The organism is Reichenbachiella ulvae (assembly GCF_025833875.1).
GTDB classification, from domain to species: Bacteria; Bacteroidota; Bacteroidia; order Cytophagales; family Cyclobacteriaceae; genus Reichenbachiella; species Reichenbachiella ulvae.
Window position 1 is genome coordinate 2324747 of sequence record NZ_JAOYOD010000001.1, and the last position, 23264, is coordinate 2348010.

Here is a 23264-nt window from a genome sequence, read left to right on the forward strand (position 1 = left end):
TTTTGACTCTAAACAATACCAATATCAAAAGGTTCCAAAATAAATTCATACTAATATTTGGTCTTGCCACCAGCTTGTCTGGCTCCATATTTTCACAAGTGTTATATCCAGAAAGTGAATGGTTGGAATATTATAGGGTTCTAGAAATTAAAAATGAAAAAATAGAAAATAGAATAAATATATTCGCATCAATAATTAATCAATACGATAGAGACTCTCTTTCATGGGATATTTGGTCTTCTCAAATCCCAAGAAATAAAAACAACAAGTACATATCCATACTCCCGATTCGGTTTGCCAATCATTATAATTCAACCTACGCTCGTGGTTACAATGACGGAGCTCTTTGGAAGGGAAAAGGCTTAACTAGCTCACTTCAGGGTGGTTTAACAGGCAAATACGGAATATTGGAATTCACATTAGCACCAATTATTTTCTATTCTCAAAATGCTGATTTTGAACTAGCACCAATTCAGGGTAACAACCATATTTATAACTACCAATTTCGTAATCAACGAATAGACTATGTACAACGCTATGGTGATTCGTCATTTACCCAAATAGATTGGGGGCAAACAGAAATTCGTGCCGTGTATAAAAACATGACAATTGGTATTTCAACCCAAAATATGGTTTGGGGACCAGCTCAAAGAAATCCCATAATCATGAGTAATAATGCAGGTGGTTTTCCTCATTTTGATATTGGGACTCACAAACCCATTAATACAAAAATCGGAAGAATTGAAGCAAAAGTATATTATGGTGTCCTAAATAAGTCTGACTACTTCAGTAGTGACAATCAATGGAATTATAGATATTGGTCTGGCCTTAACATTGGCTATAATCCATCATTTCTACCCTCGCTTTACATTGGTTTCAACAGAGCTTTCTATAAAAAACTTGACGATTTTGAGGCATCTGACCTAATCGTTTTTATTGGAAAATTTGATGACACAGACGGTGGGGCCAATGGAAATGACGAATACGATCAACTGGGTTCATTAACCATACGTTGGAAATTTGAAAAAGTAGGGTTTGAAACTTATTTCGAATATGGTCTTAACGATTATGGATCTAAATTAATTGATACAGAACCAGAACATGGTAGGGGGTACACCTTAGGTTTCAGCAAATATATTGACATCAAAACCAATAATGTGCTTAAGTTAACTTACGAACATACCTCCGTCGACAAACCTAAAAATTATATCTATAGATTTAATAATTCTTGGTATTCCCATAGTATAGTACGTCAGGGCTATACACAAGATGGCCAAATTATTGGTGCTGGTATTGGAGTTGGATCAACTACTGATTTTTTTGATGCACAATATTTTTTCAAAAAAGGTCGACTAAACTTAACAGCACAAAGAATAAGATTTGATGATGACTACTTTTACTCTAATATTCAAACCTTCTACAATCACGACCATGAATGGACCCTCGAGTCAAAATATTCAAGATTCATTGGAGACTATATGCTTGGCATAGATTTTGGAGTTTGTATCCGAGAAAACCAATATTTCATCGAAAACAACAATAAGACCAATATTTTCGTTGGACTCAACTTAACAAGACTGTTTAACCAGTAGCAATATGAATATTAAAAACATGAGATACCTTTTCTTATCATTCTCTCTTATATACGTATTATCTTCATGCGTTCCTAATCCTAACAAACTGAACAAGGACAAGGAAGAAACAACACAAGAACCACTAAGCAAGGGTTATTCCATGATCTTCTTTAGAATTGACGATTATGTCATGGTATATGCTGACGACAAACTCATCTACGACAGTAAAAAGCATGGCCAGACAAAAGATATTCTTTTAGATCTCAATCCTTATTATAAAAAAGGAGTTGAAATAAAAATGGAAGGCTTCAATGCAGATTGTGGCGGCTGTGAAAACAACAATTATGAATACGTATATGAAATATACAAAGATGGCGAAGGAATAGAATATGTAAGTGAGTATTCAAACCACATACATCAATCAATTGGCCTTAAAATCACCAAAACCCATATATTGGATTAAAATATTCTTTTTTTAAACAATAAAGGCTACTCTTCGAGTAGCCTTTATTGTTTATTCTATTCCATCAAGCGCCTCTGCAAAGGCAATCCCTAACTGCACGTAATTATCACTTTGATAATGCCAGGGATCAGAATACTGATAAGTCTCAGTTTGTCTTACGATGGCAGCACGACCGTCCTTTTTCACATAATTCTCTTGAGCCTGCCTCACATAATCGCCATATTTCCATACCAGACCATCATATCTCTCGTGATGGGAATCTGAAATTTTACCAATCACCACAGGCAAATCATCAGTCCAAAATGTTGCTCGAACCAAATCCATCAATCGCTTCAGGTTTTCCTCATATCTCAAAGCCACGGCTTCTGGATTCGCATCACTCTCTCCCTGCATCCATAAAATCCCGCGAGGAATCAAAACATCTTGAACTCGATCATCATCTATGTCACCATCTGCCATGGCATTTTTAACTGTGGCTAAAAACTGATCATATTGATTGATCCCAGTCTTTCCATTGTAGTCAGGGTCCCAACAGCCAAAATGATTGATAGCCGCACTGTCTATGGCAGTACCCCCTCTTGAATACTTGATGATGGCAATGCTTCGACCCGGACGCAATTCTTGAATTCTTTTAGCAAAACTCAACTCCACCCCAAATCGATCAGAGTAGTTGTTCTTTTTTGTAGTAGCACCAAAACCTACACCATGTCCGGGTTTTAATACTTGCCAGCTACCTACACCTCCGCCTATTTCATCGTCTGCTACAGTATTACCATGAAAGATATACACACCATCCTGCACATTTTTCAGCGAGTCTGGTAAATCCTTTATATATCCATAACCATCCATATTGGATTGTCCACCAAGGTAATAAAGGTCGATTTCATTCTTTTTTTGAGCAAAAAGGACAGTCGAATAAGCAAGGAGTCCTAAAGTAATTTTCAGTCTTTTCATTTAAATTTTATTTATTAGACAATCGAATCAAACCTTCGATGAAATAATAATCCGCATAGGTCAACGGCACATCTACTTCACTATTTTCTGGTTTGTGTCCCACATTATGCATGATTAAAAAATTTCCGTTGGTTCCTACCTCGGCAGTATAATATCCAGACAAAACAGCCAACATCTCTTTAGCGATCTTTGCATAACCGCGATCGGGATGGTACTCATCCAGCTCTAACAAACCAGATGCAGCAATGGCAGCAGCAGAAGCATCTCGCTCTTCATCAGCTTTGGCATCAAAGTCCCAAAGAGGAATCTTGTCTTTTGGTAGATTCGGATGGTTAACAAAAAACTGAGCAATCTTGTCAGCCTGATCCAGGTAAACGGAATCTCTTGTCTCTCTGAACATCACCGTAAAACCATAAAGACCCCAAGCCTGACCTCTGGCCCATGCAGAAGAATCACTTAGCCCCTGTGCAGTTTTTTTCTCCTGAATCCCACCCCCATTCGGGTCATAGTTCACCACATGATAACTGCTGTTGTCTTCTCTGAAGTGATTCTCCAGGGTGGTGTTGGCGTGGGTCACAGCTATATCATAAAAGGTACTATCACCTGTCTCCCTAGTGGCCCAAAACAAAAGTTCCAGATTCATCATATTGTCAATAATCACCAGATAGTCTTCAGGCAAAGAATCCCAGGATTTGATCGCTCCGACCTCCTCAGAAAACCGACTGGAAAGCGATTCTGCACTATTCACCAGAATCCTCTTGTACTCCTCTTTTGGTGCAATTTTCAAGGCATTGCCAAAACTACAATACATCATGAATCCCAAATCATGCGTGTACTTATTGTATTGCTCTATCTCCAACAATTTGAGCATACGCTCAGCCTCTGTGAGTAGCGTCGAATCACCACTTTCCTGAAATAAATAAAGTAAGGTACCAGGATAAAAACCACTGCACCACCAGCCCGAATTACTAGTCTTGAATTCCCCATCGACATAGGTTTTTGGAAACTCCTCTCCTTCCAGAGTTTCCATCATGTTTTTGTAATGCTCAATCGCAATCGGAATGTTCTTTTCCAACAAGACAGTAGGAGCTTCTTCTACATCTGAAACAGGCGCCTCCTCTTTTTTTGAACTGCAGGCAGCCAAAACCACCATCGCAAAGAATATAGCCAGTCTTTTCATATATAAGTTCATAATAGTATCATCCTTTTATAGTCTTGAAAATTTTCCAAGCCCCTTAAAGTTAATGATAGTGTTCTGATCAGCAAGTAAATCTTAATTGGCTACTCAAAAGTCTCACGATTGCCTATTTCCTGATATCAAATTTTGGAAAATCCTCTACCCTCTCACAACAGATCTGTTCCATCACCTGTTGCAATTGAGTTTTTAGCATCCCGATGATATGATCTCCACCCTGATTACCCAAGGCTGCTACGCTATACATGAAACTCCGACCCATAAAAGTGAACTCTGCTCCTCTGGCCAAAGTTCTGGCGATATCCGGCCCGGATCGCAAGCCACTATCCATCATGATTTTGATCTTTCCCTGATACTTTTCTGCAATGCGGGTACAAGGAGCGATCGTGGACTCCCCTGCATCCAACTGTCTGCCACCATGATTCGAAACAATAATTCCATCTAGCCCCAGCTTGATGGCTTTTTCGGTATCCTCTTCACTGGCCACTCCTTTCAGGACAATCTTACCTTTCCACTTATCACGGATAGCGGCTACCTTATATTCATTCAATCGACCAGAAAAGGTCTGATCCATAAACAGACCCAGCTGCTTCAAATCAAGACCTTTTGGCATATAAGGTTTTAAGGTCTCAAAATTGGGCTGACCATGAACAAGGGTACGCAGCGCCCAATCGGGTCTACCCATGATCTGCATAATGTTTTTCAATGTCATCTTAGGTGGCATGGCCAGTCCGTTGCGGATATCTCTGGGACGGAAACCAAAAGTCGGTACATCTGAGAGCAAAACCAGCACGGGGCATTCGGCTGCTTCTGCACGCTTCAGGATGTCGTCTCGCACTTCTTCCTTGGCAGGATGATAAAGTTGAAACCAGGCCCTTCCCTCTGTCAGTTCACTCGCACGCTCGATGCTCATAGTCGTGACCGTACTCAGGATGAAAGGGATATTATGCTTCAAAGCAGCCTTGGCCAAAATCTCTGGCGCATTGGGCCACATCAATCCTTGTAGTCCCACAGGTGCAATCCCAAAAGGCGCATCATAAGTATGACCAAAGAGCTCGGTACTCATATCGGACTTTATGTGACGCGTCAGATACTGAGGAATCAATTCTACCTCTCGTATCTCACGGGTATTCTTCATCAGGTTCACATCCTCGTTGCAGCCCCCATCCAGGTACTCAAAAGCAAATCGAGGCACCTTCTGCTTGGCCCTTTCAATTAAGTCCTCTATCGATGGGTAATTGCTATTGTAGTTCCACTTTGGCATCTCAATTCATTTTTTTATGAGTCATAAAAACTCTCACTCCATATACTGCGATAAATAAAAAGCACAACAGGGGTAGTATGAAAGAGAAATTCACCTCAGGTACACCCATGATCATTGCATCTGTATAGCCATCTCCACCGATATCAAGTATCTTTCCTTGCAGCGCAGGCATCAGTGCTCCGCCCACAATCGCCATGACCAGACCTGCAGCTCCTATTTTGGATTCATCTTCCGACAAGCCTTCCAAAGCAATCCCATAAATCGTAGGGAACATCAAAGACATGCAGAAAGAAATAGCAACCAAACTATACAGCCCAAAGATGCCCTGGATAAACATGGTTCCGAGTGCAAAAATGATAGCCAGTACGGACAGAAATGTCAACAGCTTGCCAGAATCCAAATATCGGAGCAAGAAAGTGCATACAAAACGTCCAACAAAGAACAGGATAAAAGCCAGAAACTGATAGTTGCCGGCAGTCTCACCATCTATACCGATCGACTCTGCATACTGATAGATATAGGTCCAACACATGATCTGCGCTCCCACGTAGAAAGCCTGAGCGGTCACCCCATGGGCATAATAGGACTTCTTGAACAAGTTCACAATAATATCCCAGGTGCTGGTCTGCATATCTTCATCTTTGCTCTCCGGCATTTTGTTGATAGCGATCAACACGAAAATAGCAATCACCACCAAACCAAGAATCACATAGGGGTCTCGGATCACCATCAGATCCGACTGACGGATCAATATTTTAGTTGATTCGTCAAGATTTGCAAAATTGACATCATCGGATTGTAGTCTGGCCAATACGAACTTCTGCGCGACCAATAGACCACCAATCAAACCCAATGGATTGAAAGCCTGTGCCAAATTCAAGCGGCGTGTAGCTGTCTCTGCACTACCCATGGACAGGATGTATGGATTAGCGGTAGTCTCCAAAAAGGCCAATCCAAAGGTGAGGACATAAAGTCCCACCAAAAAGAAGCCAAATTGCTCGGTAACCGCTGCGGGATAGAAAAGCAAAGCTCCAAATGCGTATAAGCCCAAGCCGATGAGCACGCCCACCTTATAAGAATATTTTCGGATGAACATGGAGGCTGGCAGAGCCATGGTAAAATATCCTCCATAGAAGGCCAATTGCACCAAAGAGGCCTGGGTATTATTGAGTTCCAGTACCTTCTTAAATGCACTGACCATGGGATCGGTCACCGCATTGGCAAATCCCCAGAGGGCAAACAAGGAGGTAATCAATACAAAAGGCAGTATTACCTGACGGGATACCACAGATTCAGTTTTCTTTATCATGCTTAATTCGCTTTACGCAATTCGCTAAACGCTTGACGCATTTGCTCATTACATTATCAATTCTTTTCTATTACTTCATGGTGACATATTACCCTGAAAGTGATCTGTTATCAAATCCCCCTAGCCCCCTTTGATAAAGGAATTGCTTATACTGGCCGATTAAAAACTTTTCACTTTCAACTTTATGAACTTTAAACTTTATAAACCGTCCACTCACGTCACCGCTCGATCCATATGCACATAACCCCCATCCACAAAGAGCCATTGACCTGTGGTATGGGCGCTGCGCTCGGAGAGTAAAAAGACCGTCATAGCAGCTATTTCTTCAGACTCTGTCATGCGCCTACCTAGTGGGACCTTACTCACGATGCCCTGAAGCTTCTCCTCGGGATTGTCAAAAGTGCTCAACCAGCTCTCATAGAGTGGCGTCATCACCTCAGCTGGAATCACTGCATTAACTCTAACGCCATGGGGTGCCAACTCGACAGCCCACTCACGAGTCAGAGCCAACTGCGCTCCTTTGCTGGCTGCATAACCACTGGTTCCGCCCTGACCTGTCACGGCGGTCTTGGAGCTGATGTTCACTACCGAGCCTACACTCTCTTTGAGGTAGGGCAAGGCGTAATGCACCATGTCATAATAGTGCATCAAATTAGTCATAACCGACCGACGAAAGGTAGACGGATTGCCCAATTCTAGTCCTATTCCATCATTTACGCCTGCATTGTTGACCACACCATCTATGCGTCCAAAGGTGCGCACCGTCTGGCTTACCACCTCCGCACACACCGTGGCTTCTCCCAGTTCGGCGATGATGTTGTGACATTTCCCCCCCATGCCTTCGATTTTCTTCATCAATTTTTCTGATGCATCTTTCGAGCGACCTACGATCACGGGGATAGCTCCTTCTGCCACGAGTTCGAGTGTGATGGCTTCACCGATTCCCTTCGCTCCACCGGTCACGATATATACTTTGTCCTTTAGTCTTAAATCCATGTTTTTAGTACTGAGTATTGAGTAGTTAGTATAGAGACAGACCGTAGAATTGAGCAGCCGTGCCTCCCATGATCTTTGCCTGCTCTGATTCTGAAAGAGTAGAAATGTAACCCTGAATCAAATCATGGACCTGAGCATAGCTGCCCGCCAGGAGACATACCGGCCAATCCGAACCATACATCAGTCGATCGGGCCCGAAATGATCCAAACAGAAGTCCAGGTAAGGAATGAAGTCCTCCTTTTTCCAGTTGCTCCAATCCGCCTCTGTCACTAAACCTGAAAGCTTCAATGTCACGTGATCATGAGCAGCTACTTCTATCATTTGTTTGGCCCAGTGATCGAAAGAGGCTTCCTTAATTTTGGGTTTGCTCATATGATCGACGACCAGTTTCATCTCTGGCAATTTGTGCAAGAGTAAATTAACTTCCTCCAGCTGCGATTCGCGGCTTAAAATATCATAAGTCATCCCTCTTCTGGCCAATTTTTTCACTCCCGACACAAAATCGGGTGAGGACATGAAACCATGCGGTTCTGCCTCCAGAATATGTCTGGCCCCTACCAGTTTTTTGTGATCCAAAAAATGATCCAGCTGTGCCTCTAAATCCTCCGCTTTCAAGTCAAACCAACCCACCACCGCTTTGATCCAATCATTTTCCTCTGCCAGATTTAGGAGAAAGCGTGTTTCGTCAAGGGACTGATCGGCCTGAACAGCCACACAGCCATCTACACCTTTCTCCTCCAGCAAAGGCGCCAGATCCGCGGGCAAAAAGTCCCTGCGGATCACCTGCATGCTATCATCGATCCAGGCATCTCTGACCGGATCGAATTGCCAAAAGTGCTGGTGAGCGTCTATCCTCATTTTCCCGGATAGGCGACTGCCTTTTGTTTAGAAGTGCCTAATCCATCGATTCCCAGCTCCATCACGTCACCAGGTTGAAGGAATCTTGGAGGTTTGAAGCCCAATCCTACTCCCTCTGGTGTACCTGTGGAAATAATATCTCCCGGCTCTAAGGTCATGAACTCAGACAGATAACTAATCACTGTTGGGATATCAAAGACGAAATCAGACGTGTTGCCATCCTGGATTTTCTCGCCATTCAGTTTGAGCCAAAGGTTGAGATCATGAGGATCAGATACTACGTCAGCAGTCACGATGTAGGGCCCTAGTGGTGCGAAAGTATCGCAGCTCTTTCCCTTCACCCACTGTCCGCCACGCTCCAGTTGGTATTCGCGCTCAGAGATATCGTTGTGCAGCGCATATCCCACCACATAGTCCATCGCCTCCTCTTTGCTCACATAGCTGGCCTTCTTACCTATCACTACAGCCAGCTCTACTTCCCAGTCACTCTTCTGGCTGCCTTTTGGGATGATCACATCGTCGTTAGGGCCGCAAAGACTAGAGGTTGCCTTGAAGAACACCACAGGCTCCTTCGGTACTTCCATACCACTTTCCTTGGCGTGCTTCAGGTAGTTCAGTCCAATGCAAATGATTTTACCCGGTCGATAAATGGGTGCATCAAACACAGGCGCATCGATGCTTTCCAACTTACCTTCCTTCAGCAAAGCTTCCACCTTGGCAATCGCATCTGATGATTCGAAGAAGTCTCTGTCTATGTCACTGACATGCCCTACTAAGCTGAAATGGGCATCCCCTTCGCTCACGCCCGGTAGTACTTGATTGTCTTTTCTGTATCTGAAAAATTTCATTTTTTATTTTCTGCTTTTTTGTTCTTGTTAAAATTCTTATTTGACACCCCTCTGTATCTCCCCACAAGGGGAGAATAACCACTGCAGTAAAAATCCCCCCTTGAGGGGGGCGCAGGGGGGTGTTACCCATTCAAAGTAATAAACCCACCATCGATCGGGAAACTACTCCCTGTAATGAAGGAAGCCTCATCCGAACAGAGGTAGAGCACCAAGTCTCCTATCTCTTTGGGCATCCCCATCCGTCCGATGGGCTGCGTTTGGGATAGTGCCTCAAACATTTCTTCTTCTTTGCCAGGATAGTTTTTGGAGATAAACCCGTCTACAAATGGCGTATGCACTCGAGCTGGCGCGATGCAATTGCAGCGAATGCCCTGATCCAGATAGTCCTTAGCTACTGATAGTGTCATGGTATGCACTGCCCCCTTGGTCATAGAGTAGGCAAAACGGTCCGAAATCCCCACATGTGCCGCGATAGACGATAAGTTCACTATGGCACCACCGGATTTCATCTGCTCCACTCCCGCTTTCAAACAATGGAAGACACCCTTCACATTGACACTGTAGAGACGATCCAAATCCTCGGGACTGGTGTTGCCCACATTGCCTACATGGGCGATCCCGGCATTGTTGACCAGGATATCCAACTCAGCGCCATCTAGTGCCTGACCAAAGGCCGCTTCTACACTTTCCCATTGGGACACATCACAGGCCACAGCCTTTGCGCTTCCGCCTGAAGCGGTTATTTCTTTTACGACTTCCTGGCCTCCCTCTTCGTTCAGCTCCAGGATGGATACCTCTGCACCATTACCTGCCAAAGCGATGGCAATGGCCTTGCCTATGCCACTACCGCCTCCGGTCACGATGGCTTTTTTTCCTGTTAGATCAAATTTTTTACTCATAGCGATACGCCTCTTTTCCAGAGGATAAAATCATTTTGTTCTAAATCCATGGCCTTAGTGCTTTCGCCACTGGCCACAGTTATTATCTTTTCTAATATCTCCTCGCCCACTTCAGCGATGCTTTTCTCTCCTCGTGTGATCGGACCTGCATCCAGATCTATAATATCCGGCATCCTTTCCTGCAATTCCGTATTGGTGGAGATCTTGATGACAGAGGACAAAGGATTGCCTGTAGGCGTGCCCAAACCCGTCGTAAAAAGCGTAATCTGCGCACCTGATCCTGCCAGTCCCGTGGTAGACTCCACATCATTGCCCGGTGTACAAAGCAGATTCAGTCCGGCCTGAGTCAATGGCTCGGTATAGTCCAAGACTCCACTGACCGGTGCTCTACCTCCCTTTTTCGCTGCTCCGGCCGACTTGATCGCATCAGTGATCAAACCATCCTTGATATTACCAGGAGAGGGGTTCATGTCAAAGCCTGAGCCAGAAGCCCTGGCTTGCGCCTCGTAGGCTCTCTGAATGCGAACGAACTTCTCAGCCACTTCGCGACTGACACAGCGATCTACGATATCCTGCTCTACACCATTCAGTTCTGGAAACTCACTGAGCATCGTAGATCCCCCCAGCGAAACCAGCAAATCCGAAGCATAACCCACAGCAGGGTTGGCAGAAATACCAGAGAATCCATCAGACCCTCCACACTCCAGCCCGACGACCAATTTAGTCAATGGAGCGGGTTTTCTTTCGTTTTGATTGGCGATCTTCAGTTGCTCTATGGTTTCTGATATGGCGGTCTTGATCAGCTTCTCTTCAGACTGGATCACTTGCTGCTCCAGGTAGATCACTGGCTTGTCACCCTGCGGATAGAGCTGCTGCTGTACCTCCTTGAACCAATCCACCTGCGCATGTTGGCAGCCCAAACTCAACACCGTAGCACCTGCCACATTCGGATGATTGAGGTAGCCAGCTAGCAATCTCAACAATGTCTCTGAGTCAGCTCGTGTACCTCCACACCCCCCATCGTGATAGAGAAATTTGACCCCATCGATATTCTCAAATGCCCGATCTTCTTTCACTGATTGACTTTGAGACACTCCTCCCAATAGCGACTGGGCAAACTGCATGTAGTCATTGGGCTTTTTGTACCCTAGAGTCGTTAGGAGGGTTTCTTCGATTACTTTCAGGTTTCTATTCTCACAAAAAACCAGCGGGATAAAAAGCCAGTAATTGGCCGTACCTACCTTACCATCTGCCCGATGATAGCCCATAAAAGTCCTGTCCTGCCAGCGGCTGACATCCAGCGGCTGCCATTCGTATTTCTTCTTGTTGTCGAGGGAAATGGGATCGGCAAAGTGAGTGATATTCTCTGTGGTAATCACAGCTCCCTGTGCCAAATCCTGATTGGCCGTAGCAACAGGTACGCCATACATCATTACCTTCTCCCCTTTCTTTAGGGATTGCAATAGCACCTTATGCTTTTGCCTGACTGGCTCGATATTGAGGCTTTGCCCCTCGATCTGAACCAGACCACCGGCATGATCGCGCAGTGCAACTGCAACATTGTCCGTGGGGTCTATGATTAGAATTTCCTTCATTTGATTCATGCTTACTGTCAACAGTGATAATGGACCACTATTGTCCTTTTCACATAATTACAAGAAAAGCCCAGCCCCCACAATTATATCACCCTGTAATTGCAGTGCACACGTGTGCACGCTATATTTGAGGATGGGCAAATTCGTTACAATCAAGGAACTGGCACGGGAGCTAGGGCTCTCACATAGCACCGTATCACGGGCGCTGAAGAACCATCCCAAAATCAGCCCTAACACCCGAGAGAAAGTGCAAGAGTTGGCCAGTGCCCGTGGCTATATCCACAACCCTCATGCTCAGAACATGGGCACTAGTGACTTCATCTCCCTCATCGTGCCGGATATTACCGTCTACTTTTATGGCAAAATCTTCGAGACCCTGCAAAATGAGCTGGCCGCATCTGACTACACCCTCCTACTATTCAATACCCAGGAATCAGAAACTCAAGAACGAGAAGCCATCGACCGTTGCATCCAACTGAGGGTAGCAGGGGTACTAGCAGCCATCAGCATGCAGACGGAAAAAGCCGATCATTTCGAGAAGCTACTGCACTACGAGATCCCTCTGGTCTTCTTCGATCGGGTGCTCAACTTTCTGCCCGTGCCCAAGGTGATCGCAGACGACTACCGGGCCTCCTATCAAGCGACCCAGCATCTGATCGATCAGGGTAGGCGACACATCGCCCACATCACCGCCAGCATCCACCTCAACAACTCCAACAATCGCCTCTATGGCTACATGGATGCACTGAAAGAAAATGGACTGAAAGTAAATGAAGAACTGATCTACTACTACGAAATGCAGCCCGACAGCATCGAGCACTTTCTGGACAGAGCCCTACAAAAACACCCCAATCTGGACGGGGTTACAGTCTTCAACGACTATGTCGCCAATGCCGTGGTGAATGCGCTGCTTAAAATGGGAAAGAAAATACCAGAAGAAATCTCTGTGTTCGGCTTCTCCGACGAACCCATAGCTTCACGCATGAGTCCTCAGCTCAGCTCCGTAGAGCAAGTCGCCCCACGCATGGCCAGCCTCGCCCTACAAAAATTGTTGGCTATTGTAAAAGAAGAACAAGCCCTGCAATCCGAAAAGATCGTGATCCATCAGGAGCTGGTGATTAGGGAGACGAGTTGATAAATGAGTTTTTGCAATATCTCACTGATCCTAGACTGTAACTAGAATCAACTATTCTCTTAGCTTAAAAATCCATTTGGAAAACCTTCTCCGAGAAGATATCTTAGCTTCACAATTCAATTTCGCTGGATTCGCACTTTGTACGAAAGGAGGATTTATAATCAATAAACCAACTAGATAAAATGAACATCAGATTTTTTATTTTCTGTCTATCGACCTCCCTACTTTTCACCTTGAAAGTCATCGCTCAAAAAAATGACATCACCTATTTGGATGAAGACTTCAGGGAGGTAGAGAAGAGTGAGGCTTCCTATTATCGTTTGTCGCAACCCCATCCCGACGGAACTGACAAGTTATTTGTGCAAACTTATTATTCTAGCGGTAAGATTCAGTCCAATGCCACATGCTATACCTCTCTTTGTATTAGAAAAGAAGGCTATTACATATCCTATTATGAAAATGGAAACAAAAAAGAAGAAGGTCATCGAGTTAAAGGTTCAAAATCAGGAAAATGGAACCGATGGTATGAAAATGGCCAGCTCAAAGAGAGTAGTAGTTACATCCGAGGAGGAAAAGTAGGTATTTGGAAAACCTGGTATCAAAACGGACAAATTCAATCCGAAAATGAATCATTTGAAGGGAATTATTCCCCTTCTTACTTAAGTAGTAAATTAATCAGCTATTGGGATAGTACGGGTACCCAGTTGGTATCCAATGGCAATGGTGAGGTTGTTTATTATTATGATAAATCTAACCATCCATCTTCCAAAGGTGCCTATCAAGATGGATTCAAAAATGGTACCTGGGAGGGATATACTAAAGAGGGACAATTATCATATCGGGAAACCTATAGAAAGAACAATGTATCTGGTCTAAGCTGGGACGAAGAGGGCAATCAATATAGATACAAAGAATTAGAAGTGCGAGCAGAACCAAAAATAGGATATAAGCGCTTTTCTATCTACTTAGATAACGCACTCAAATACCCAGAATCAGCCCATAAAAAAGGCATCGAAGGCAGGGTTTATGTTCAGTTTGAAGTGGATGAGGAAGGGAACATCATTAATATAGAATTATTGAAAGGAATCGGGAAAGATTGCGATGCTGAATCTGTTCGCATCATTAAAAATTCTCCAAAGTGGAACCCCGGCCAAATGAGAGGTCAGCCGATAGTTGAAAAAGTAATACTGCCAATCACCTTTAAACTGACCTAGATGCTACTCGTCCTAGTCTATGATTTGGATGCTGTGTTGAAGCATTTGCATTGCGAAACTGGCAGGATAGATTGGATCATCTATAATCTCCGCGTTGCAAACGCAAGACAGAATTCATCCTCGTTGCGCTATGCTAAACGAGGACGATGAATCAGGTCATGGCTAAAGCCTCAACTGATGGATCGATTATCCCAGGCTGAAGCCTGGGGCAAGCCAGACCTACAGAGAAATCAGAATCGCCAATCAAATAATAACCCCAGCCCTCAGGCTGAGGACATTGCCATCCCCGCATCGGGTTTTAGCCAGAAACAGGCCAAGTAAAAACATCCCAACATTTCAATTTTACATCCGTGGATTTAAGTTTTTCATTCGATATATTAAAAATCACATATGATCATATAAATAGTTATGCCTAGTATTTAAAGTTGACATATGTACAAATGAATAAACAATCCGTACAAATTAATAGACAGTCTATATTATTGAATAATCAGTCTATGCAATTCAAAAAGCAGTCTAAACAATTAAAAGAGTAGTCTAAGCATTTCAAAAAACAGTCTTAACTATTGAAAAAGCAGTCTATTCAATGGGGCTTTTGATCCCCAAAGGCGTCCTAACTTAAGTTGACACTAGAAGTGTCAGGGTAGAAGAAAGAAAAGCTATATTTGGATCGATAAACCAAACAGCATGTGATGAAAGACAAGTGCATTTTGAAAGGGCTACTTATTTGCTTTTTCTTTCTATTTCTCCTCCCTAATACTGAAGCCCAAGAGCTACCTGGGCTAAAAATAAGTGACGATCAAAGGCATCTTGTGACTACCGAGGGGCAGCCTTTCTTTTGGCTGGGGGGTACCGCCTGGGAACTGATCCATCGACTGACACGAGAAGAAGTCGATTTGTATTTAAGCGACCGAGCCAGCAAAGGATTTACGGTGATACAGACAGTAGTGCTTGCCGAATTAGACGGACTAAGAACACCTAACGCCTATGGTGACTTACCACTGACCGACCTGGATCCGACCCAACCCAATGAGGCCTATTTCGAACATGTAGACTATGTTCTCCGCAAAGCAGAAGCGTTAGGACTGTATGTCGCACTACTACCGACCTGGGGCGACAAGTTCAACAAGCGCTGGGGAACGGGACCCGAGATTTTCACTCCCGAAAATGCCAAATCATACGGCCAATGGCTAGCCAATAGATACCAGCAGCAAAGCAACCTGATCTGGGTACTCGGTGGAGATCGGGCGCCAGAGACTGACACTCATTACCAGATCATTCGCGCCATGGCAGCAGGTATCCGGGAGGTCGACTCGATTCATTTGATGAGCTATCATCCGCTGGGCGCTAAAAAGGCCACTGACTTTTTCACCGACCAATGGCTGGATTTCGACATGTACCAGAGCGGGCATAGTCGTCTCGCGAGAGAATACGACTATGTAATCGAAAGCCGCAAAGCAGCTACCCCTCGACCGATTATCAACGCTGAGGCGCGCTATGAAAATATCCCCGACCGTTTTTGGGAGGAGCAGTCACATGGATGGTTGGACGATGCAGATGTACGCGTCTCGGCCTACTACAGCATGATGGCTGGGGCATCAGGCTACACCTACGGATGCAACGACATTTGGCAGATGTATGACGAGCGTCGAGCACCTATCATCCAGGCCCGCACCGATTGGGATCAGGCCATTCACTTGCCCGGCTCCTATCAGATGGGATACATGAAAGATCTGTTCGAAAAACTACCCTGGCAACAAATGACCATGGATCAATCCCTGATCATGGGAGACAACCCCAAAGATGAAAACTATCAAATAGCCTCCTTGAGTGCAGACAGAACGGTAGCCATGATCTACAGCCCAACAGGCCGCCCGGTTCAGGCAGACTTGTCAAAGCTAAAAGCCAACAAGCTGCAAGCCTTTTGGTTCAACCCCAGAAGTGGCAGTATCCAAAGCATAGGTTCTTTCAACAATCAAGGGAATCAGACCTTTAGCCCCTGGGCCAGTGGTTGGAGCAGTGATTTTCTTTTGGTTCTATTGGCATCAGACGCGTCCATCGATTGGGCGTATTTTTCTGAATAATTCTGATAGTATAATTGGTCGAAACCCCGTAATCGTAATATCATTCATACATTCAAGGAGAGAGAAAAAGCCACCCCGTCACGAGGTGGCTTCCTAACCTGAAATCTATTCTTTTTAGCTTAAGGCAGCCTTAACCGTATCTGCGAGTGGAGTCGTAGGACGTCCGATCAACTGTGACAAGGTCTTAGAATCATCGTATAGATCTCCTTTCGATGCACTCACATCCCAGCTGGCGATGGCTGCTGCGATCGGCTCTGGCAATCCCATCTCTGCCAGTGCACTGGCATAATCGGCCTCTGCCAATTCCTGATAAGGGATATCTTTGCCTGACTGCTTGGAGATCTCAGCGGCCAACTCTACCTTGGTATAGGCTTCATCCCCTGCCAACTCATACACCTTCCCTTCCTGTCCGTCGCTCGTCAATACAACCGCTGCAGCCTCAGCAAAATCCACTCTTGCAGCAGAAGAGATTTTGCCCTCTCCTGAGCTACCCACCAATGCGCCTGCTTCCACTACACCAGCTACAGAGGCTGTGTAGTTTTCGGTATACCATCCATTTCTCAACAACGTAAAGGGAATCCCCGAATCTTTCAATAAGTTTTCTGTAATCAGGTGCTCTCCTGCCAAACTAATCGTAGAGCTGTCGGCTCTCAAAATGCTGGTGTAGACAATCGACTTCACTCCAGCCTCCTTCGCTGCGTTGATGATGTTTTCGTGTTGTCTGGCGCGCTGACCAATCTCATTGCCCGAGATCAGCAACAAGCGATCGACTCCCTCCAGGGCTCCTGCTAGCGTCTCAGGTTGATCATAGTCAAAAGCTCTGGCTTCTATCCCCTCCACCTTCTCAGGTGATCTAACTAATGCTACCAGATTAGCTGCTTCTGTTCTTGTTTTCAATTGTTCTACTACCAATGATCCTAATTGGCCCGTAGCGCCTGTAATTCCAATTTTCATGATGTGTCTGTTTATATTATTTTAATTGTAATAGTTTTTGTTACATTAAAGAGCAAAAAAATATCAGCGGAACTGCTCCACGAATTTTTTCAACGATTTACGTTCTAAATTTCGATTCAACAGGTCGTTCATCTCCACAAACAATCCGTCCAACTGCTGATTGATTTCTTTCCCGATCGGACATTTTGGGTTGGGATTCAAATTTTTCTTGCCCAGTACTTCCGAATTCTTCACCACATGATAAATCTCTGCCAGCGAGATGTCTTCACTGTTCTTTTTGAGTTTAAAACCTCCTACTTTGCCTTTTCGGCTGTCTACCAGACCTGCTTCATTCAGCAGGCTCAGTTCCTTGCGAACAATCACCGGGTTGACGTTGATACTACCCGCGATCCATTCCGAACGCATCCATTCCTCCTCGCTGTCCGCCAGGAGTGCGAGTATGTGAAGCGCCGTTGCAAATCGTGTGTTGTTCATCTTTAATAATTAATATGATAGCGTATACTTATTGTAACAACAAATGTTACAATTAAATTTCACTTTTTTTCATTCATCGATTCAAAACCTGATGAAGATCATCTCTATTTAGCCCCAGAGGTCTATTTGATGTGACAGAAGTTACATTTCCGGATTATGGTTCGCCCTACCTTGCCAGAGTAAATCGGGAGCAATCATAGCTCCTTTCACTAAAGTATCTCACAATATGGGTAAGCGTATCATTATCATCGGAGGCCTGTCTGCGGGCCCATCAGCTGCTGCCAAAGCGCGTAGAGAAAATGAAGAAGCAGAAATCATCTTATTCGAAAAAACAGCCAATATCAGCTATGCCACATGTGGCATACCCTATGCCCTGTCTGGCAAGATCAGATCCAGAGACAAACTGATGGTGGTCAAGCCTGATCTCCTCAGAAAAAGATTCAAGATAGACGTGCGACTGGAGGAAGCGGTATTGGCGATTGATCCCAAGAAACAAGAAGTAAGCACACATCTGGGGATCTATCCCTATGACAAATTGATCTATGCTACTGGCGGTTCGCCACTGATTCCTCCCATCAAGAACCTGGACAGCTGCGATCTATGGACTACCTGCAAGACCATCGAGGATTTTGACAAGATCGTGAAAGACAAGGTCCTGGATGACAAGAAGTATGTCGCCATCATTGGTGCCGGGCTGATCGGACTAGAAGCCGCCGAAAACTTGCAGAAAATTGGCAAAACAGTACACATCATCGAGAAGAGTGAACGCGTGCTCCCTATCCTGAGTCCGATGTCCTCCAGAGTGATCAAAGGAGTGCTGGAAGATGAGGGCATCCAATTGCACCTGGGCACTACTGCACAAGAACTGGACCTGCAAAACCAAAGGCTGATCATGGAGGACGGCTCGGTCATCCAGGCAGATTACCTCATCATCGGTATCGGCATCCGCCCCAACACGCAGCTACTACCAGAGGCAGACAAAGCGGGCAATGGAGCCCTGATCGTGGATGCGCACATGCGTACCTCCCTGCCCAATATATATGCAGCAGGTGATTGTGTAGTGATGGATCACCTGATCACAGGACACAAAGGATTTTTCCCCATGGGCACCCACTCCAACAAAGGGGGAAGAGCAGCCGGTGCTCATGCTGCCGGCAACTCCGACATTACCTTCGATGGGGCCTATGGTACGGCCATCGTGCAGGTATTCGACTATGCCATGGCCAAGACGGGTCTCACACCATGCAAGGAGCAAGAGGCCTTCCCATATAATAGCAGTCTGATTATCGCTGGCAATACCGCAGGCTTTTATCCGGATCCCTCGGATGTTTATGTCTCACTCTACTACGAGCCAGACACCAAAGTACTGGTAGGTGCAGAAGTCTTCGGAAAGAAAGGCGTGGACAAAAGAATCGATGTGCTCTCAACCGCCATCTATGCCCAACTCACCCTACATGATTTGCAAAATCTGGATTTGGCTTATGCCCCATCCTTCAGTCCAGCTAAGGATCCGGTGATTGTGGCCGGGTTTGCTGCGGACAATGTGGAAATGAGTGGTTTCGATACCGCTCTACCAACTGAGCTAGAAGCTCAGATCCTTTCAGGAAAAGACATACAAATCATAGATGTGCGAAATCCAGATGAATTGGAGAAACTAGGAAAGGTGATAGGAGCCATCAACATCCCGCTAGATGAACTGAGGGACAATCTGGACAAGATATCCGACAATCTGCCTAAATACATCTACTGCGCCAAAGGCCTTAGAGGCTATCTGGCCACCAAAATCCTGGAGAATAATGGTTTCAGGAATTTGAACAATGTAGCTGGTGGCATGACGCTTTGGAAGCTACTGAAGCTACCTATCGAAAGAGTGGAAGCCTTCCAAACTGCCTAACCCCATTTTTGTCATAGAGTGAGTTTTAGTGAACGGCCGTGTGAGAGCAAGTGATTGCTTGAGCACGGCCTACTTGGTTAAGAAGGAAAAAGCAAGCAATTTTGCTGCTCAACTAGTGATCATTCAAAGCCCAAAAACAACATGAGCCAATTGCGCCCTTTTCATCTAGCCATCCCAGTCAAAGAACTGGAAGAAACCAGAACATTCTACAATACCACCCTCAACTGCAGTGAAGGTCGATCTTCGGATCATTGGGTGGATCTGGATTTTTATGGACATCAGCTGGTCTTGCACATCTCGGATCAGGCTCAGGCCGAAAATCACAACCCGGTAGATGGTCATGCGGTTCCCATTCCACATTTTGGCGTGGTGCTAACCATGGAAGACTGGAAAGAGCTAGCGGACCGTTTGAAAAAGGCAGCAATCGAGTTCATCATCGAGCCTTACATCCGATTCGAAGGAGAACCAGGTGAGCAAGCGACCATGTTCTTCAGAGACCCATCTGGCAATGCCCTGGAGTTCAAAGCCTTCAACAATCTGGACAGTTTATTTGCCAAATAATCTTCAACTACTGATTGGAGGGCTGATCATAGGGTATGTAATTCTGCCATTTCCAGGGAGTATATCGATCAGCGATGCTATGTTCTAATAGGGCTTTGAAAATGCTCTCCCCATTGTCGCTATTGGTGAGTATCAGCACGCCCATCTGACTTTCGGGAAATAGAATACTATAATGCTGAAATCCTGCGTCATGCCCTTCTTTGAAGGCCCCAAAACCGTATGGAGTCTGAAGTAAGCCCCAGCCCAACCCATAGTTCAGCGCAATGTCGTCATTTTCATCAGATGATCTCAAAGCACCAAGACCAAACTGCGCCTCAGTACGAATCGCAAAATTGGGCCGAAACATCTCCTTCACTGCCGCAGAACTATCCGTATAGGACTGCAGCACATGCGCCATGAAACGTGAATAGTCGATCAATGTAGTTTCCATAGAGCCTGCTGAAATCACCTGATCAGGAAAGTCCTTATCTACAGTCTTTTGATCGGCTGTATGCCCCAGACAGAACCGATCATCGAATCGTTCATGCCAGAGGTAGCTCGTATAATTCATATTCAAAGGCTGGAAAACATAGCTTTGAGCCAATTCTTCCAGTCCTTGTCCCGTCACCTCCTCAATGACCCGCTGAGCCAGATACAATCCTTCGCCCGAATAGAAATAGCTCGTTCCCGGCTCGAAATAAATCTTGAGCTGCCCTTTTTCGCCATAGTTTTCCGGATCCATGGGACTAGGTATCCATCGCCAGTTTTGGAATCCCGTGCGATGAGACAGGCACATTCTCAGGGTAATCCTTTGGTATCGATCATCCCCTTTCAAATCCTGAAACCCTCGCCATTCCCTGTCGGTTTTGATTTCATATAGCGGGTAATCCAAATAATCCTGCAGAGGTTGATCCAAATCAAGCTGACCCTCGTCTACGAGTCTCGCTACCACATATCCAAACACCGCCTTGCTAAAGGAAGCAGCATAAAATCCATGATCCACCCTTAGACGTTCTTTTTCTTCAAAATTGGCATAGCCAAAAGCCCGTTGGTATGCAACCTTGCCCTCATTGAAAACAGCTATGGCCAATCCGGTAACCTCCGCCTCCCCCATTAGAAAGGCAATCCTCTGACTCAGCTCTGCAGAATCAATCTGGGACCCATCCAGTCTATTAATGACAGATACCTGATCTACCGCAACAGCAGACTTCCCCTCTATTCCACTTTTCTTTTGGCAAGAGATTAGAGAAAGAAACAGGAAAAAAGCAGTGAAACTTTGAAAACAATTGAATCTCGTACAGGTTGACATGGCAGGTAGATAAGTTAGCAACTACAAGATAATAGGATTTCTATTGAACACAACTGATCATAATTAGAGCCAGACCTTTTTCATCAATCATCTTTCTTCCTAATTTGGCCAAAAAATCCGACCATGCCGAACATACAGGAGATAGAAAACGCCAGCCAAAGAATCAAAAACCACATCAACGACACGCCTATTGTCTCATCTCATCTGCTCAACGATTGGTTGGGACACGAGATTCATTTCAAACTGGAGTGTTTCCAAAAGGTAGGCGCCTTCAAAGCCAGAGGGGCTTGCAATTCGATTTCATGGTTGATCGAAAAGGGAGAAAAACCCGATCACATCGTGGCTAACAGCTCTGGCAACCATGCCCAATCCGTGGCATGGGCTGCCAGCCGTTTTGGTATTCCCACTACTATCTTTATGCCTCGCTACTCCTCTCCTATCAAAATACAGGCAACTCAATCCTATGGCGCCAAAGTGGTACTAAGCGACACCAGAGACGAAAGCGACGAATTGGTAAAAGCTGCTGCTACAGAAAAAGGAACCTATTGGCTCCCTCCCTTTAACCATGAGCAGGTCATAGCAGGTCAGGGAACTGTGGCTTTTGATATTTTCCAATCCATGAAAGGAATTAATGCCATATTCGCACCTTGCGGCGGGGGTGGTCTGATGTCCGGAACTTATATAGCTACCAAAGCCCTCTCCCCAGAGACTTTGGTTTTCGGAGCGGAACCACTCAATGCCAATGACGCGGCAGAATCTTTGAGAAAAAACAGCATCCAAAGGCTAAAAGCCATTCCGGATACCCTGGCAGATGGCGCCATGACGATGGCTGTAGGAGACATCACTTTCGAGTACTTGAAACAACTAGATGGGCTATTTGAGGTAGAAGAATCCGACCTCATCTATTGGACCCAATGGCTCAATCACCTGCTGAAAGTACAGGTAGAACCCACCAGCGCCATGTCCATGGGTGCAGTGATCCAATGGTTGAAAAGCCAACAGCAAAAACAAAAAGTGATGGTGATCCTCACAGGCGGCAATGTAGATCCCTCCATGATGAATAAAATTTGGGAAAAGAGCCAACTGGATCAGATCCCTGGTATTGAATAAATGATAAAATGAATAAGCTATTTCAAATCCTTCTGACTGCTCTTCTTCTCTCAAGTTGTTCTTACAAGATCACTCGTCATGGATATCAAGAGGGCAATTCGAACTACCCTCCATGCGATATTGTCATCCAGAAGAATACCACTATTCCTGATTCCATTGCATATAAGGTTGGCGAGGTAGAATTAAAAGATACTGGATTTACCATAGTCTGTAATGAAGTAGAAGCCATCAATATCCTGAAAGAGGATGCCTGTTCGTTGCAAGCCAATCTGATCGTGATTACCGAAGAAAGACGGCCTAACATGTGGAGTTCCTGCTACCGATGCAAAGCTGAGTTCTATCAAATTACTTCTTCAGACTTTGCACTGATGGAAGACAAATACAGCGTCTATCACTCCGAAGAAATATCCAAAAGAGTAACTAAGGATAGAGGAAAAAACACTTCAGCCTTTATTCTTTCCTGTATTACAGGAGCTGTCTTGGTTTGGTATATCGCAACTAGTCTTTAGAAAGCTAAGGTGTATTCAACCGATTTAATCCCTACACAGCCAGACTGTTTTCCCTCCCTCAATCATACATTTGCTTCATTTTTAT

At 45.0% G+C, this 23264-nt stretch carries 22 protein-coding genes; 10 read left to right on the forward strand and 12 right to left on the reverse strand.

Going from position 1 to position 23264, the window contains the following annotated elements; all coding sequences use genetic code 11:
* Positions 1-2 precede the first annotated feature (2 nt).
* Positions 3-1592, forward strand: coding sequence for a capsule assembly Wzi family protein (locus N7U62_RS09170; RefSeq protein ID WP_264137664.1), 1590 nt, complete (start codon positions 3-5; stop codon positions 1590-1592).
* A 4-nt stretch (positions 1593-1596) separates the two neighbouring features.
* Entirely contained in the window at positions 1597-2037 is a 441-nt protein-coding gene (locus N7U62_RS09175) for a hypothetical protein (protein WP_264137665.1), read from the forward strand.
* A 51-nt stretch (positions 2038-2088) separates the two neighbouring features.
* Here N7U62_RS09175 and N7U62_RS09180 read toward each other — a convergent pair whose 3' ends face one another.
* From N7U62_RS09180 to N7U62_RS09220, 9 genes are all read right to left on the reverse strand, one after another.
* Positions 2089-2991 (reverse strand): sialate O-acetylesterase, encoded by a 903-nt coding sequence (locus tag N7U62_RS09180; RefSeq protein WP_264137666.1) that lies wholly within the window; start codon positions 2989-2991, stop codon positions 2089-2091.
* A gap of 7 nt (positions 2992-2998) precedes the next feature.
* Entirely contained in the window at positions 2999-4183 is a 1185-nt protein-coding gene (locus N7U62_RS09185; RefSeq protein WP_264137667.1) for a glycoside hydrolase family 88 protein, read from the reverse strand.
* Positions 4184-4295: 112 nt separating this feature from the next.
* A complete protein-coding gene (locus N7U62_RS09190; protein WP_264137668.1) occupies positions 4296-5450 on the reverse strand; it encodes an alpha-hydroxy acid oxidase in 1155 nt (384 codons plus the stop codon).
* 1 nt (position 5451) lies between these two features.
* A complete protein-coding gene (fucP, locus tag N7U62_RS09195) occupies positions 5452-6759 on the reverse strand; it encodes an L-fucose:H+ symporter permease (RefSeq protein ID WP_264137669.1) in 1308 nt (435 codons plus the stop codon).
* A 213-nt stretch (positions 6760-6972) separates the two neighbouring features.
* Entirely contained in the window at positions 6973-7755 is a 783-nt protein-coding gene (locus N7U62_RS09200) for an L-fucose dehydrogenase (RefSeq protein ID WP_264137670.1), read from the reverse strand.
* 25 nt (positions 7756-7780) lie between these two features.
* Complete coding sequence (locus N7U62_RS09205) at positions 7781-8614, reverse strand: amidohydrolase family protein (protein ID WP_264137671.1); 834 nt, start codon at positions 8612-8614, stop codon at positions 7781-7783.
* Positions 8611-9462: a fumarylacetoacetate hydrolase family protein gene (locus N7U62_RS09210; RefSeq protein WP_264137672.1), complete on the reverse strand. Its 852-nt coding sequence runs from the start codon at positions 9460-9462 to the stop codon at positions 8611-8613. The genes N7U62_RS09205 and N7U62_RS09210 overlap by 4 nt, the downstream gene beginning before the upstream one ends.
* A gap of 122 nt (positions 9463-9584) precedes the next feature.
* Positions 9585-10361, reverse strand: a complete 777-nt coding sequence (locus N7U62_RS09215) for an SDR family NAD(P)-dependent oxidoreductase (protein WP_264137673.1) — start codon at positions 10359-10361, stop codon at positions 9585-9587.
* Positions 10358-11956, reverse strand: coding sequence for a UxaA family hydrolase (locus tag N7U62_RS09220; RefSeq protein ID WP_264137674.1), 1599 nt, complete (start codon positions 11954-11956; stop codon positions 10358-10360). The genes N7U62_RS09215 and N7U62_RS09220 overlap by 4 nt, the downstream gene beginning before the upstream one ends.
* A 133-nt stretch (positions 11957-12089) precedes the next feature.
* On the opposite strand from N7U62_RS09220, the gene N7U62_RS09225 reads away from it, so the two are divergent.
* From N7U62_RS09225 to N7U62_RS09240, 4 genes are all read left to right on the forward strand, one after another.
* The gene (locus N7U62_RS09225) at positions 12090-13091 is read left to right on the forward strand and encodes a LacI family DNA-binding transcriptional regulator (RefSeq protein ID WP_264137675.1); all 1002 of its coding nucleotides are present in this window, start codon (positions 12090-12092) and stop codon (positions 13089-13091) included.
* 182 nt (positions 13092-13273) lie between these two features.
* Positions 13274-14305, forward strand: coding sequence for an energy transducer TonB (locus tag N7U62_RS09230; protein WP_264137676.1), 1032 nt, complete (start codon positions 13274-13276; stop codon positions 14303-14305).
* 177 nt (positions 14306-14482) lie between these two features.
* Positions 14483-14626 (forward strand): hypothetical protein, encoded by a 144-nt coding sequence (locus N7U62_RS09235; protein ID WP_264137677.1) that lies wholly within the window; start codon positions 14483-14485, stop codon positions 14624-14626.
* Positions 14627-14997: 371 nt separating this feature from the next.
* Positions 14998-16389, forward strand: coding sequence for a glycoside hydrolase family 140 protein (locus tag N7U62_RS09240; protein WP_264137678.1), 1392 nt, complete (start codon positions 14998-15000; stop codon positions 16387-16389).
* Between the two features lie 114 nt (positions 16390-16503).
* On the opposite strand, the gene N7U62_RS09245 is transcribed toward N7U62_RS09240, so the two are convergent.
* Positions 16504-17343 (reverse strand): SDR family oxidoreductase, encoded by an 840-nt coding sequence (locus N7U62_RS09245; protein WP_264137679.1) that lies wholly within the window; start codon positions 17341-17343, stop codon positions 16504-16506.
* Between the two features lie 63 nt (positions 17344-17406).
* Entirely contained in the window at positions 17407-17817 is a 411-nt protein-coding gene (locus tag N7U62_RS09250) for an Rrf2 family transcriptional regulator (protein ID WP_264137680.1), read from the reverse strand.
* A gap of 226 nt (positions 17818-18043) precedes the next feature.
* On the opposite strand from N7U62_RS09250, the gene N7U62_RS09255 reads away from it, so the two are divergent.
* Positions 18044-19711 carry an FAD-dependent oxidoreductase gene (locus tag N7U62_RS09255; RefSeq protein ID WP_264137681.1) on the forward strand — a complete coding sequence of 556 codons (1668 nt, stop codon included), beginning with the start codon at positions 18044-18046 and terminating at the stop codon, positions 19709-19711.
* 141 nt (positions 19712-19852) lie between these two features.
* The gene (locus N7U62_RS09260) at positions 19853-20272 is read left to right on the forward strand and encodes a VOC family protein (RefSeq protein ID WP_264137682.1); all 420 of its coding nucleotides are present in this window, start codon (positions 19853-19855) and stop codon (positions 20270-20272) included.
* Between the two features lie 7 nt (positions 20273-20279).
* Here the strand turns inward: N7U62_RS09260 and N7U62_RS09265 are convergent, their stop codons facing one another.
* On the reverse strand, positions 20280-21560 hold the full coding sequence (locus N7U62_RS09265) for a serine hydrolase domain-containing protein (RefSeq protein ID WP_264137683.1): 1281 nt from the start codon (positions 21558-21560) through the stop codon (positions 20280-20282).
* Between the two features lie 123 nt (positions 21561-21683).
* On the opposite strand from N7U62_RS09265, the gene N7U62_RS09270 reads away from it, so the two are divergent.
* Together N7U62_RS09270 and N7U62_RS09275 are read left to right on the forward strand one after the other, a co-directional pair.
* A complete protein-coding gene (locus N7U62_RS09270) occupies positions 21684-22670 on the forward strand; it encodes a serine/threonine dehydratase (protein ID WP_264137684.1) in 987 nt (328 codons plus the stop codon).
* 8 nt (positions 22671-22678) lie between these two features.
* Positions 22679-23179: a hypothetical protein gene (locus N7U62_RS09275; RefSeq protein WP_264137685.1), complete on the forward strand. Its 501-nt coding sequence runs from the start codon at positions 22679-22681 to the stop codon at positions 23177-23179.
* The last annotated feature ends 85 nt before the right edge of the window (positions 23180-23264 follow it).